Annotated in this window: 11 protein-coding genes; 3 read left to right on the top strand and 8 right to left on the bottom strand. The window is 71.4% G+C overall.

Features of this window, described 5'->3' with window-relative positions; all coding sequences use genetic code 11:
- Window positions 1-14: 14 nt before the first annotated feature.
- Entirely contained in the window at window positions 15-1,082 is a 1,068-nt protein-coding gene (hrcA, locus tag N1031_RS08880; protein ID WP_259479252.1) for a heat-inducible transcriptional repressor HrcA, read from the bottom strand.
- A gap of 164 nt (window positions 1,083-1,246) precedes the next feature.
- On the opposite strand from hrcA, the gene N1031_RS08875 reads away from it, so the two are divergent.
- Window positions 1,247-1,735 carry a DUF4870 domain-containing protein gene (locus N1031_RS08875; protein WP_259479251.1) on the top strand — a complete coding sequence of 163 codons (489 nt, stop codon included), beginning with the start codon at window positions 1,247-1,249 and terminating at the stop codon, window positions 1,733-1,735.
- A 122-nt stretch (window positions 1,736-1,857) separates the two neighbouring features.
- Here the strand turns inward: N1031_RS08875 and hemW are convergent, their stop codons facing one another.
- The 3 genes from hemW to lepA are packed head-to-tail and all read right to left on the bottom strand — an operon-like array spanning window position 1,858 to window position 5,635.
- Window positions 1,858-3,078: a radical SAM family heme chaperone HemW gene (gene hemW / locus N1031_RS08870; RefSeq protein WP_259479250.1), complete on the bottom strand. Its 1,221-nt coding sequence runs from the start codon at window positions 3,076-3,078 to the stop codon at window positions 1,858-1,860.
- An 8-nt stretch (window positions 3,079-3,086) separates the two neighbouring features.
- Entirely contained in the window at window positions 3,087-3,788 is a 702-nt protein-coding gene (locus tag N1031_RS08865) for a DUF1990 domain-containing protein (RefSeq protein WP_259479249.1), read from the bottom strand.
- Window positions 3,785-5,635 carry a translation elongation factor 4 gene (gene lepA / locus N1031_RS08860; RefSeq protein WP_259479248.1) on the bottom strand — a complete coding sequence of 617 codons (1,851 nt, stop codon included), beginning with the start codon at window positions 5,633-5,635 and terminating at the stop codon, window positions 3,785-3,787. Before lepA ends, N1031_RS08865 begins: the two co-directional genes overlap by 4 nt.
- A 40-nt stretch (window positions 5,636-5,675) precedes the next feature.
- Here lepA and N1031_RS08855 point away from each other — a divergent pair, with 40 nt between their 5' ends.
- Window positions 5,676-6,563, top strand: a complete 888-nt coding sequence (locus tag N1031_RS08855) for an NAD-dependent epimerase/dehydratase family protein (protein ID WP_259479247.1) — start codon at window positions 5,676-5,678, stop codon at window positions 6,561-6,563.
- A 79-nt stretch (window positions 6,564-6,642) separates the two neighbouring features.
- Here N1031_RS08855 and N1031_RS08850 read toward each other — a convergent pair whose 3' ends face one another.
- Window positions 6,643-7,695 (bottom strand): ketopantoate reductase family protein, encoded by a 1,053-nt coding sequence (locus N1031_RS08850; RefSeq protein WP_259479246.1) that lies wholly within the window; start codon window positions 7,693-7,695, stop codon window positions 6,643-6,645.
- Window positions 7,692-8,858, bottom strand: coding sequence for a pyridoxal phosphate-dependent aminotransferase (locus N1031_RS08845; protein ID WP_259479245.1), 1,167 nt, complete (start codon window positions 8,856-8,858; stop codon window positions 7,692-7,694). Before N1031_RS08845 ends, N1031_RS08850 begins: the two co-directional genes overlap by 4 nt.
- A gap of 182 nt (window positions 8,859-9,040) precedes the next feature.
- Here N1031_RS08845 and rpsT point away from each other — a divergent pair, with 182 nt between their 5' ends.
- A complete protein-coding gene (rpsT, locus tag N1031_RS08840; RefSeq protein WP_259479244.1) occupies window positions 9,041-9,301 on the top strand; it encodes a 30S ribosomal protein S20 in 261 nt (86 codons plus the stop codon).
- A 290-nt stretch (window positions 9,302-9,591) separates the two neighbouring features.
- Here rpsT and holA read toward each other — a convergent pair whose 3' ends face one another.
- Together holA and N1031_RS08830 are read right to left on the bottom strand one after the other, a co-directional pair.
- Window positions 9,592-10,647 (bottom strand): DNA polymerase III subunit delta, encoded by a 1,056-nt coding sequence (holA, locus tag N1031_RS08835; protein ID WP_259479243.1) that lies wholly within the window; start codon window positions 10,645-10,647, stop codon window positions 9,592-9,594.
- Between the two features lie 21 nt (window positions 10,648-10,668).
- A complete protein-coding gene (locus N1031_RS08830) occupies window positions 10,669-13,560 on the bottom strand; it encodes a ComEC/Rec2 family competence protein (protein WP_259479242.1) in 2,892 nt (963 codons plus the stop codon).
- Between the last annotated feature and the right edge of the window lie 13 nt (window positions 13,561-13,573).

Raw genomic sequence — 13,573 nt, 5'->3', positions numbered from 1 at the left:
GTGGGGACGGCCGCTCAGCTCGCGCTGGGCGACTCGCCGAGGGTGCGGGAGAGGTAGCGCGCCACGGCGCGCACCGCCGAGATGTTGCTGGAGTAGTCCATGCGCGTGGGGCCGAGCACGCCCAGCCGGGCGACCGAGCTGCCCACGCCCATGTAGCCGCTGGCCAGGATGGAGGTCTCGCCGAGCCCGAACGACTCGTTCTCGCGGCCGATCGACACGCTCACGCCGCGCTGGTCGGCCTCCATCTCACTGAACAGGCGCAGCAGCACCACCTGCTCCTCGACCGCCTCGAGCACCGGGAGGATGCTGCCGCGGAAGTCGTCTTCAGTGCGCACGAGGTTCGCCGCGCCCGCGATGAGCAGGCGCTCCTGCCGGTTGGCGGAGACCTGCTCCTGGAGGGTGGCGGCCACGATGGCAGCGGTGCGAGCGTGGCCGTCGTCGCCTGCGATGCCCTGGCCGGCCAGGTGGGCCGGGATGCGCGCGGCTGCGGCGGGGAGTTCGGCGGCCGCCTCGATCGGGCCGAGACCGGCGACCGCCTCGTTGAAGCGCGTGCGCAGCTCGGCGATGAGGGCGTCGTCGAGATCGGAGGGCACCTCGATGATGCGCTGATCGACGTGACCGGTGTCGGTGATGACCACCGTCATGAGCCGGCGGGTGGCGAGGGCCACGAGTTCGACGTGGCGCACCCGGGCCTGCGACCGCGAGGGGTACTGCACGAGGGCGACCTGGTGTGTGAGCTGCGAGAGGAGGCGCACCGTGCGGGCGAGCACGTCGTCGACGTCGACCGAGGAGCCGAGGAAGGTCTCGATGGCGTGGCGCTGGGCCGCCGACAGCGGGCGGAGGTCGGCGAGGTGGTCGACGAAGAGCCGGTAGCCCTTGTCGGTCGGCACCCGACCCGAGGAGGTGTGCGGCGCGGTGATGAGCTCTTCTTCTTCGAGCAGCGCCATGTCGTTGCGGATGGTGGCGGCCGACACGCCGAAGCTGTGCCGCTCGGCGATCGACTTCGAACCGACCGGTTCGCGCGAAGCCACGTAGTCCTGCACGATCACGCGGAGCACCTCGAGGCTGCGCTCTGACACCATCCGCCGCACCGTCCTCTCGCTGGCACTCACACGTTCGGAGTGCCAATCATACTCCGCCCGTCTGCGCCCGGGCTCGACATCCTGCGTCGAAATCGTTGCCGCGGGAAGACGGTCCCGCTATCGTGTGGCTGAGAAATCCCCACGACGTCTGAAAGGCGCGAGACATGACTGACCCCAACGCGACACCGCCGTACGACCCGGCCGCCGGCCAGCCCACTCCGCCCCCCGGGCAGACTCCTCCCCCCGGCTACCAGCAGACCCCGCCGCCCGGGTACCAGCCCGGCTACGGTGCTGCACCCGCCGCCGCTCCACTCTCCCCCGCCGAAGACAAGCAGTGGGCCTTTCTCGGTCAGCTCGGCGGCATCCTCGGCTGGATCCCCCCGCTCATCATCTGGCTGGTCTTCAAAGACCGCGGCCCCCTCACCAACCAGGAGGCCAAGGAGTCGCTGAACTTCCAGATCACGGTGGCGATCTTCGTCATCGGTCTCTACATCATCGGCACCATCACGGCCTTCATCTTCATCGGCTTCCTCTTCTACTTCCTCGCCTGGGCCGCGCAGATCGTGGGCCTCATCTTCGCGATCATCGCGGGTGTGAAGGTGAACGCGGGCGGCACCTACCGGTACTTCTTCAACTTCCGCTTCATCAAGTAGCGGCTGTTCGGTCGCGTAGGGATCGCGGCTTCCGCCCCGTCACGGGGCTCGGGTGCCGCGATTCTTGCGTGAGGGAACGCGTCGGCAGGTCGGGGGCCGGGAGGGCTGTACCGGGTGGCGCGTCAGGTGAGGCGGCGCACTACGGCGTCGGCGAGCAGCCGGCCGCGCAGAGTGAGTGTGAGGGTTCCGCGCAAGGCTGCCGGGCCGTCGACCAGCCCGTCGGCGATGAGCCCCGCCACCTCGCGGCGCGCCTCCGGGGCGAGATCGTCGACGCGCAGGGCGTCGCGCACGCGCGACAGCAGCAGCACGCGCTCGAGCTGCCGCGTGTCGTCGTCGATCGTCTCGCGGCCCGCCGCCGGCGACTCCCCCGCCGCCACCCGCTGCGCATAGGCCGCAGGGTGCTTCACATTCCACCACCGGGTGCGGCCGACGAAGCTGTGCGAGCCCGGTCCGATGCCCCACCAGTCGTGCCCGAGCCAGTAGCTGAGGTTGTGCCGCGAACGCTGCGCGGCGCTCCTCGACCAGTTGCTCACCTCGTACCAGTCGTAACCGGCGCCGCCGAGCCGCGCATCCGCCAGCTCGTACATGTCGGCCTGCAGCTCATCGCTCGGCTCGGCCACCTCGCCGCGGCGGATCTGCCGGGCGAGCTTCGTGCCCTCCTCCACGATCAGCGCGTAGGCACTGATGTGCCCGGGCTCGTTCGCGAGCGCCGAGTCGAGCGAGCGGCTCCAGTCGTCGAGGGTCTCCCCCGGCGTGCCGTAGATGAGGTCGAGACTCACCTCGAGCCCGGCCTGTTTCGCCCACCGCACGACGTGGGGGATGCGCTCCGGGTCGTGGGTGCGCTCGAGGGTGGCGAGCACCGAGGGCACGGCCGACTGCATCCCGAAGCTCACCCGCGTGAAGCCGGCCCCGGCGAGCGCCTCGAGGTAGGCCGCGTCGACCGAGTCGGGGTTGGCCTCGGTGGTGATCTCCGCATCCGGAGCGAAGCCCCAGGTGTCACGGGCCGCGGCGAGCATTCGGGCGAGATCGGCGGCCGGGAGGAGCGTGGGGGTGCCGCCGCCGAAGAACACGGTCGACAGCGGCCGGCGGGCGACTCCGGATGCGCCGAGCGCGCCGTCGGCGAACCGCATCTCCTCCACGGCCTGGGCGGCGTAGTCGGACTGCTTCACGCCGCGCAGCTCGGTGGCGGTGTAGGTGTTGAAGTCGCAGTAGCCGCAGCGCACCCGGCAGAAGGGCACGTGCACGTAGAGGCCGAGGTCACGCCCCACCGAATCGGTGGCGTCGGCGAACGGCAGCCGGCCGTCGGCGGGCGCCGGATCGCCCACGGGGAGCACGGAGGGCACGATTCCGCCTAGGCTCCGGGAGCCACGGGACGAGCGGCGGCGCCCGCGGCTGAGCGATGGACCGATCCCATGCCCGGGAGCAGGGAGCGCAGATACTTGCGGGTGGCACGAGCCTGCATCAGCCGGAGCACCGGGTAGCCGAGCCGGAAGAACCAGGTGCTCGGCCGCGAGAAGGCGCGGATGACCACCCAGACCGAGTCGTCGGCGAGACGCTCCACCGAGAACAGCTCCTCACCCGACTCGGGGTGGCCGGGCAGCGTGCCGTAGGCGAAGCCGCGCCGGTTGGGCTCGTCGACCGTGTAGACCACGCGCACCGGCGCCTCGAAGGGCACGCCGAACGCCCGCACCGTGAGGCGGGCCGTGGTGCCGGGCGACACGAGCGGGGTGCCGTCTTCGGCGTAACCCTGCTCGGCGTGCGTCCGCCGCGGCGCGAGCGGGGCGCCGTCGGCGTCGTAGACGAGCCCGGCGTAGTCGGCAGTGGAGGGGGCCGGGGGCTGGATGTCGTCGACCGCGATGCCCGATCCGCGCTGCACGCCCCAGGCCATCAGCCGCGCCGACGCCGTCTCGAACCGCTCGCGCCCGCTGCCGAGGCGCGCCCGGCGTTCGATCGGACGGTAGCCCTTCGGCGGGAAGTACAGCAGATCGGGTGCCTGCGTCGCTCCGACCGCCGCATAGGTGAGCGGCACGTCGGCGAGCCCACCAGCGGTCACTTCTTGTCCTTCTTCTCCACGTCGCCCGAGAGCGCGGCGATGAAGGCCTCCTGGGGAACCTCGACGCGGCCCACCATCTTCATGCGCTTCTTGCCCTCCTTCTGCTTCTCGAGCAGCTTGCGCTTGCGGGTGATGTCACCGCCGTAGCACTTGGCCAGAACGTCTTTGCGCATGGCGCGGATGGACTCGCGGGCGATGATGCGCGCGCCGATCGCGGCCTGGATGGGCACCTCGAACTGCTGACGCGGGATGAGCTCGCGCAGGCGGCCCGTCATGAGTACGCCGTAGGCGTAGGCCTTCTCGCGGTGCACGATCGCGCTGAACGCATCAACCCGCTCGCCCTGCAGCAGGATGTCGACCTTCACCAGGTCGGCGACCGCCTCGCCGGCGGGCTCGTAGTCGAGGCTCGCGTAGCCGGCGGTCTTCGACTTGAGGTTGTCGAAGAAGTCGAACACGATCTCGCCGAGCGGCATCGTGTACTTGATCTCGACGCGATCCTCGCCGAGGTAGTCCATGCCCTGGAGGGTGCCGCGGCGACTCTGGCAGAGCTCCATGATGGTGCCGACGTAGTCTTTCGGGGCCAGGATGGCGGCGTTCACGACCGGCTCCGACACGGCGGCGATCTTGCCCTCGGGGAACTCGCTCGGGTTCGTGACCGTGATGGTCTTCTTGTCTTCGGTGGTGACCTCGTAGATCACGCTCGGGGCCGTGGCGATGAGATCGAGACCGAACTCGCGCTCGAGCCGCTCCGTGATGATCTCGAGGTGCAGGAGGCCGAGGAACCCGCAGCGGAAACCGAAGCCGAGCGCGACCGAGGTCTCCGGCTCGTAGACGAGCGCCGCATCGCTCAGCTTGAGCTTGTCGAGCGCCTCGCGCAGGGCCGGGTAGTCGCTGCCGTCGATCGGGTACAGGCCCGAGAACACCATCGGGAGCGGCTCGGTGTAGCCGGGCAGCGCCTCGGTCGCGGGCTTCGCCGCGCTGGTGACGGTGTCGCCCACCTTCGACTGGCGCACATCTTTCACCCCCGTGATGAGATAGCCCACCTCGCCGACGCCGAGACCCTTGCTCGGGGTGGGCTCGGGGCTCGACACGCCGATCTCGAGGATCTCGTGGGTGGCCCTGGTCGACATCATCTGGATGCGCTCGCGCGGGCTCAGCTTGCCGTCGATCATGCGCACGTAGGTGACCACACCGCGGTAGGCGTCGTAGACCGAGTCGAAGATCATCGCGCGAGCGGCCGCATCCGCATTGCCGACGGGGGCCGGGATGCGCTCCACGACCCGGTCGAGCAGGTCTTCGACCCCGACGCCCGTCTTTCCGCTCACCCGCAGCACGTCGTCGGGGTCGCCGCCGATGAGGCTCGCGAGCTCCCTGGCGTACTTCTCGGGATCGGCGGCCGGGAGGTCGATCTTGTTGAGCACCGGGATGATCGTGAGGTCGTTCTCGAGCGCCAGGTAGAGATTGGCGAGGGTCTGCGCCTCGATGCCCTGCGCGGCGTCGACGAGGAGGATGGCGCCCTCGCAGGCGGCGAGGCTGCGCGACACCTCGTAGGTGAAGTCGACGTGGCCCGGCGTGTCGATCATGTTGAGGGCGTAGCTCGCGCCGTCGAGCGCCCACGGCATGCGCACCGCCTGACTCTTGATGGTGATGCCGCGCTCGCGCTCGATGTCCATGCGGTCGAGGTACTGGGCCCGCATGTCACGGTCGCTCACGATGCCCGTGATGCCGAGCATCCGGTCGGCCAAGGTCGACTTGCCGTGATCGATATGGGCGATGATGCAGAAGTTGCGGATGAAGGCGGGGTCGGTCGAGGCCGGCTCGAGGGCCTTCAGTGCTTGGGGGCTCACGCATTCCTCTGGGTCGGACGGACGTTCTATTCTGCCACGTATGGCAATCTTCCTGACCGGGGCTACCGGCTACATCGGATCGGCGGTTCTGCGGGCGCTCGTCGCCCAGGGCCGCGAGGTGACCGCGCTCGTGCGCGACGAGCAGAAGGCGGAGCTCGTGCGGGCCGCGGGCGCGACGCCCGTGCTCGGCACGCTGACCGACCGGGAGCTCATCACCTCGCTCGCGCTGGCGAGCGACGGCGTCATCCACACCGCCTCCCCCGGTGACGAGTCGAGCGCTCCGACCGACGACGCCTTCGTGTCGGCCGTCTTCGCCGGACTCGAGGGCAGCGACAAGCCCTACGTGCACACCGGGGGCGTGTGGAGCTACGGGTCGTCGAGCTCCATCAGCGAGCGGTCGCCGCTCGACCCACCCGCTCTGACGGCGTGGCGTGGCGCGATCGAGAAGCGGGTGCTCTCGGCCGCCGGGGTGAAGACGACGCTGATCGCACCGGCGATCGTGTTCGGGCGCGGAGGCGGCATCCCGGCGCTCGTGGCGGGGGCGCCGCGCGTGACGGGCGCCGAGGGCGAGGCGTTGCAGATCGTCGGATCAGGCGAGCAGCACTGGACCACGGTGTACGTCGACGACCTCGCCGAGCTGTACGTGCTCGCGTTCGACCTCGCCGACGCGGGGTCGACCTACATCGGAGCCAGCGGCGAGAACCCGACCGTGCGGGAGCTCGGGGAGGCGGCGTCGGTCGCGGCCGGGCTGGCGGGGCAGGTGGCGCCGACGACCGTCGAGGAGGTGCACGCGTGGCTCGGGGAGGGGTTCGGGGATGCGCTGCTGCTCGACCAGGAGGCCACGGGGACGGGGGCGCGGATCGATCTGGGGTGGGAGCCTAATGGGCCGGGGCTCGTGGAGGAGTTGAGGGCGGGGTATTCCTCGTAGGTCGGCGGGGAGTCGTGGGGTCGCGCCGTCGGGTTGTCGGCTTAGGGTCCTGCCCGAGGACGCCCGCCACACCGGGACCCTAAGCCGACAACCCGACGGCGCTTGCTATCTGCGCGGGGGTGAGGAACGCGCCCGTGTGTTCTGCTTGGTGGACTAGGGCGGTCAGGGTGGCGTTGAGGGGGGCGTTGAGGCCGAGGGTGTGGGCGGTGGTGACTATGGCGCCGTTGAGGTGGTCTATTTCGGTGAGGTGGTGGCGGAGGAGGGATTGGAGGGTGGAGCCGGGGTTGGGGACGGGGCCCATTCGCGTGGCGATGGACTGCGGGAGGGCTTCGGCGGTGGTGGGTGATGCGGCGGCGAAGGCGGTGAGGACGGGGTCGTCGAGGCCGTAGACGGGTTCGAAGTGGACGCCGGAGGCTCGGGCGATGGTGACGGCCTCGCGCATGGAGGCGGTGAGGATGCGGCGCAGGAGCGGGTCGGCGATGGTCTGCTGCACGGAGAGGCCGGTGATGGCGGGGAGGGCGTTCACCTGGTTGACGATGAGCTTGGTCCACTGGGCGCCGGCGAAGTTGGGGGTCGACTGCACGTCGAGGAAGGTGCCGAGCGTGGCGAGCACGTCGTCGAAGACCTCCGGTGCGGTGCCCGCGACGGGGCCGAGGTAGGTGGTGGCCGGGGTCGTCACGGCGACCTCGCCGGGAGCGACGAACGAGGCGGCGAAGAGGGCGAGCGCGCCGATCACGGGGGTGGTGGGGAGCTGGGCGGCCGCCGCTTCGGCGCCCCCGAGGCCGTTCTGCAGCACGACCAGGGGAACCCCGTCGAGGTGATGGGCGTTCGCGGCCAGGGCGCTGCGCGCATCCTGGGCCTTGACCGTGAGCACGGCGAGGTCGGGCGCCTCGGTGAGGTTCGCGGATGCGCGGGGGTGCGCGAGGTGGTCACCCCAGGATCCGGAGAGGTGGAGACCGCGGGCCTGGAGGGCGGTGAGCTGCTCGCCGCGGGCGGTGACCGAGACCTCGTGACCCGCGCGGTCGGCGAGCGCGGTGAGGACGCCGCCGACCGCTCCGGCGCCGATGACGGTGAGACGGAGCGGGCGCTCGGGGTCGGGCACTGGCGCCGCGACGGGCGCGGTGCCGGTCATGGCCGGTGAGCGGGTGCCGGTGGGGCGGGGAGTCGGTTCAGCCCCGTGGCGATGTCGTCGGGAGAGGCGGCGACGCAGACGCGGATCCAGCCCTCGCCCATGCGGCCGAAGGCGCTGCCCGGGGCGACGGCGACGCGCTGCTCAAGCAGGAAGCGCTCCGCCCATCCGGCCACGTCGCCGTTGCTGGCGTACGAGACGTCGACCCAGAGGTAGAAGGCGCCGGCCGGCTCGAGGTAGCGGATTCCTCGCTCGTCGAGGAGAGCCGTCGCGCGGGCGAGATTCTCGCGGTAGTGCCTGGCTGCCGCCTCGACGGGCTCCTGCGAACCGGTGATGGCCTCGACGACGGCGCGCTGGGCCGGCGTGTTGATGCAGCTCACCATGCCCTCCTGCGCCGAGCGCAGCAGGGGCGCGACGCCCGGCGGGGTCAGCAGCCAGCCGACGCGGGCGCCGGTGAGCGCGTAGGTCTTCGACGCCGAGAACACGGTCAGCACCCGGTCGGGGGCCGAGCCGCCCAGCGAGGCGAGCGAGACGTGTTCGCGGCCGTAGGTGAAGCGCTCGTAGACCTCGTCGCTGATGAGCCAGAGGTCGTGGCGTTCGGCGAAGTCGAGGAGAGCCCGGAGGGTGTCGCGGGCGAACACCGCGCCGAGCGGGTTCGACGGCGAGTTCACGATGATGACGCGGGTGCGGGCGGTGACCAGGTGCTCGAGCTCGGCGAGATCGGGGGCGAAGCCGTGCTCGAGCCGGAGCGGATAGGGCACCGGGACGGCGTTGACCAGGTGGGCGTTCATGGTGAACGTGGTGTAGCCGGGGTCGGGTACGAGGACCTCGTCGCCGGGGTCGAGCGTGAGCGACATGGCGAGGAAGAGGGCCTGGGCGCCGCCGTTGGTGACCCAGACGCGCTCGAGGTCGGTCTCGATGCCGTTACGCTCCGCGACCGTGCGCACGATCGCCGCGCGCAGCTCGGGGATGCCGCCGTTCGCGGTGTAGCGGGTGTCGTCTGCGAGCCACGCCTCGGAGGCGGCTGCGAGGGTCTCGGGGGCGACGGCGACGTCGGGTTCGCCCACGGCCAGGTACACCACGTCGTCGAGCGCGTGCGCGAGCTCGAAGATGCGGCGGATGCCCGAGGGCGGCACGGACTCGGTGTGGGCGGCGAAGCGTGGCATAGGCTCTCACGGTACTCCGTGGTTCGGATTGTCCGCCCGCGCGGAAGCTGGTAATGTTGCCTGTTGGCTTACGCATCCAGTGTTATCCCGGTGGGTGCGAACAGCGAGTGGCTCCTTCCGCGGCTCGGCCGCAGCGGACCAATCGCACCGCACTCATCCGAACAGATACAGAGGTTATTTCCGTGGCAAACATCAAGTCGCAGATCAAGCGCATCGGCACCAACAAGAAGGCCCAGGAGCGCAACAAGGCCGTCAAGAGCGAGCTCAAGACCGCCATCCGCGCCACCCGCGAGGCCGTCGCCGCCGGCGACAAGGAGAAGGCGACCGCCGCCCTCGCCGTGGCCGGCAAGAAGCTCGACAAGGCGAGCTCGAAGGGCGTCATCCACAAGAACCAGGCCGCCAACCGCAAGTCGGCGATCTCCAAGCAGGTCGCGGCCCTCTGATCCACCTGCGCACAGCATCGCACCCCTCGGGTGCGCGAACGGCCCCCGCTCGGCGGGGGCCGTTCTGCGTGTGGGGGGCGTTCGCGTGCAAGCGCTTCGGCGCGTGGAGGCGGCGGGGTGCGGCGGGCGGGGTGCCTGCCGCACCCGGTTCCGCCGCCCATGGGGGCATGCCGAGGTGGGGAGCCACCCCGGGAAACCGCCTGCCCCGTGGGGATGGTGCGCCTCGGTTGGCCCGCTGCGAGCCGAGCACCTGCCGCAGTCGGATTGTCGCGCCGGGGGGCGTGCGCGCGTCAGAGGGTGCCGCGGGCGGAGATGACGGAGAGCATGTGCTCGAGGGCGAAGACGGGGTCGCGGCCGGCGCCCTTGATGCTCTCGTCGGTGTCGGCGAGCACCTGGATGCTGCGGCCGAGGCCCTCGCTGCTCCAGCCGGAGAGGTCGCGGCGGGCCCGGTCGATCTGCCACGGAGCCATGCCGAGCTGACCGGCCAGCTGACCGGAGGCACCACGGGTGCCGAGAACCTTCGCCATGGTGCGGAGCTTCATCGCGAAGGCGGCCACGATCGGCACGGGATCGGCGCCGGACGCCAGCGCGTGACGCAGCAGCGCGAGCGACTCGCCGTAGTGCCCGGCGAGCGCCGCGTCGGCCACGGCGAACGCGTTCGTCTCCACCCGGCCCGCGTAGTAGCGGGCGACCGTCACCTCGGTGATCTCGTCGGCCGAGTCGGAGGCGAGCTGGGCGCACGCGGCCGAGAGCTCGGCCAGGTCGTCGGTGAACGCCGACACCAGAGCCCGGAGAGCGCTCGGCGTGACCCGTTTGCCGGCCGCCCGGAACTCCGCGGCCGCGAAATCGTAGCGGTCGCTGTCGCGCGTGATCTCGGCGCACACGACCTCGATCGCGGTGCCGGCCGCGGCCCGCACGGCGTCGAGCAGCTTCTTGCCCCGCACTCCCCCGCCGTGACGCAGCACGAGATAGGTGTCGTCGGCGGGGTAACCGAGGTAGGCGATGGCGTCTTCGATGAACGCGTCGGTGCACTTCTCGACCGAGGCGACCCGCAGCAGACGGGGCTCACCGAAGAGCGACGGGCTCGCGAGCGAGAGGAGTTCGCCGGGCACGTAGCCTGAGGCGTCGATGTCGGTGACCTCGAGACTCGGGTCTTCGGCCTTCAGCAAGTCGCGCAGGCGGCGGATCGCGCGCTCGGCCAGGAACGACTCGGTGCCGGAGACGAGCACCACCGGAGCCGGCGAGATCTCGCTCCAGTCGAGCTGCGGAATGGCGACCTTCGCGCTCGACCGCGAGCCGGACCCCGACTTCGCTCCCGATGAACGGGAACCCCGCGCCACGGCCATGACCACCTCTTTCCGACCGCCTCAGACTACCGTCCGCCGCCGACAGCCTCGCCCCGCACCGCACCGCACCGCACCGCACCGCCCCGCCCCGCACCGCACCGCACCGCCCCGCCCCGCACCGCACCGACCCACCCCGCCCCGCACCGCACCGCACCGACGGGAGTGGAGATCGAGGCGAGGTCGGGTTGGGCGCGGAGGTGGGGTCGGAGTGGGGAAGTCGAAGTGAGAGGCGGGTGTGCGCGGGCGCCGGCGCGACACGGGTAGGTGCAGCGGCGGGAGCACGGGGCTCGGACGCGACATCGGCGAGCGCGGAGACAGGCGCGCACATGCGACACGCGCGAGCGCGGAGACACGTGCGCGGATGCGACACGCACGAGCGCGGTAACGGGGGCACGGACGCGACAGAGGCGCGGTCGGGGGGTGGTAGCGCGGGGCGGCATCGACACGACGTAGGGGGCGCGGTGAAGTACGCGCTGGGGACATGGAGACGGAGCCGAGCGATTCCGGGGTGGCGGGGTCGCGCTCGGTCCAGACGGTGAGGTCGTGGCCGTGGGTGGTGACGACGACGAGGCCTGAGAGGTCGGTGCGGAAGGGGGTGGTGGCGGTGCGGCCGAGGAGGGCGAGGAGCGAGGGGGTGGGGTGGCCGTAGCCGTTGTCGGCGCCGACCGAAATGAGGCCGAGACGCGCTCCGAGAGCAGCGTAAAGGCGCTCGCTCTGGTCGGCACTGCCGTGGTGGGCGACCTTCACGACGTCGACCGGTGTCACCTCGCCCTGCGCGAGCAACGCATCCTGGGCTTGCTCGCCGAGGTCGCCCAGGAAGAGCGAGCGCACACCCCCGGGCGCGTCGAACCGGACGGTGACGCTCGCGTCATTGCCGCGCAGACGCGTGCCGGAGGGTGGCCACAGCACCTGCCATCCGGTGGCACCGAGGTCGCCGACGAGATCCTGCGAGGCGGGCACCACCTCGGTGCCGGCATCGGTGAGGGCAGTGAGCATCCTTTCATCGGCCGAACCGTCGGGCGGCCCGACCAGGGCAGTCGAGGCCCGGCCGAGCACGGCGTCGAGGCCGCCCACGTGGTCGCGGTCGTAGTGGGTGAGCACGAGGAGGTCGAGCCGGTCGATGGCGAGCGTGTCGAGGCAGGCGGCCAGCGGCTCCGGATCGGGGCCGGTGTCGACGAGAGCGACCCGGCCCGACGGCGGGTCGCGCACGAGTACCGCGTCGCCCTGCCCGATGTCGCAGGCGGCGAAGGTCCAGTCGTGGGGAATGGAGCCCCGCTGGGCGATCACTCCCCCGGCTGACGCCCCTATCACCGCCACGACCACGGCGACGACCGCAGCGAGAGTGACCTTCACGATCCCGCGCCGTGTGCGCCACGCGGTCAGCCAGAACGCGACGAGCGGGATGAGCGCCAGCGCGACGAGCGCCGCGGCGAGACCGTCGACGACCGGCAGCACCGCCAACGGCAGCCCGGCACAGAATCGGGCGACCGCCCCGATCCAGGCCGAGGGCAACCACGGCAACCACACGACCACTTCGGCGAGCCTCGGCGAGACCACCGCCAGCACGCACGTGATCAGCCCGAGCACGCTGACGAGTGCCGCAGCAGGCTCGGCGAGCAGATTGGCGACGAGCGTGTAGGGCGTGAGCTGCGGTGCGAGCAGGAACAGGACGGGCTGGCAGGTGAGCTGGGCGGCGATCGGCACCGCAAGGGCGAGCGCCAGCGGCCGCGGCAGCACACGCGCCAGCACGGCGGCGAACGGGCGGGTGAAGAGCAGCAGACCCGCGGTGGCGAGCACGGAGAGCGCGAAGCCCGCGCTGCGGGAGAGCCAGGGGTCGGCCACGAGCAAGACGAGCATGGAGGCGCCGAGCGGCGGGAGCCCTGCCGCCGGTCGATCGGCGAGCGACGCGATCAGCACGACCACAGCCATCGTCGCTGCCCGGAGCACGCTCGGCTCGGGCGTGACGAGCACCACGAACATCAGCAGCACGCTGAGCGCCAGCATCGCCCGGAGGCGCCGGCCGAGACCGAGCGCACCGCCGACGAGCACCACCGCGCCGACCACGATGGCGCAGTTGGCCCCCGACACGGCGGTGAGGTGGGTGAGCCCGCTGACGGTCATCGCCTCGGTGAGGTCGTCGGAGACGTCGCGGTCGTCACCGATGGCGAGCCCGATGAGCAGCTGCCGGCCGTCACCCGGGAGCCCCGCCACAGCGTCTCGGAACGCGGAACGGACGGGGTCGGCCCACGACAGCCAGACCGGGGGCGACGCCACGATCTCGGGCGATCCTCGGGCGAAGAACAGGAACTCACGTGAGTCGCCGGGCTCCGTGGAGGTGAGGCGGCCGGCCACCCTGATCTCGCTGCCGAGGGCGAGCCGCTCAGGATGCGCTGCGCTCGCGAACACCAGCACCGGCGATCGCAGGTGGTGCTGCCGGCCGCCCGTCGTGAAACTGCGGAGCTCCGCGTCGAAGAGCACCCGCGGGGGCGAGCCCGCCACCTCGAAGGGGGTCGAGGAGGCCCTCTCGGGCAGCCCGGTGACCGTGAGCACGGCGGTGCCCGATCGCACACCGGGTTCAGGGAGCAGGTCGGAAGGATGACGCGAGGGAAGCGCCACCGCCACCGCAGTGCACACGATTGCTGATGCAGACACCGTCACCAGGACGAGACCCAGCGCCCGCACGCCCCGGCCACGGAGCCGCTCGCGCCGAGAGTGCCCACCCCGCGTTCGACCGGCATCGAGTCCGTGCCGACCGCGTGCACGCACCTGATGGAGAGCAGCGACGACCAGGACGCCGACGACGACCCACAGCACAGCGGCGGCCCATGCCGCGAGGCGAGGTGCCCCGATGAGCAGCGCCGCCACGCCCCAGGCGACGCCCGCGGGGACGACGAGTCTGACATCACCGCTCACGGTGTGACAGGGC

This window comes from Herbiconiux moechotypicola (assembly GCF_024979255.1).
In the GTDB taxonomy this organism is placed as follows: domain Bacteria; phylum Actinomycetota; class Actinomycetes; order Actinomycetales; family Microbacteriaceae; genus Herbiconiux; species Herbiconiux moechotypicola.
This window is presented reverse-complemented; position numbering and strand designations above follow the sequence as displayed.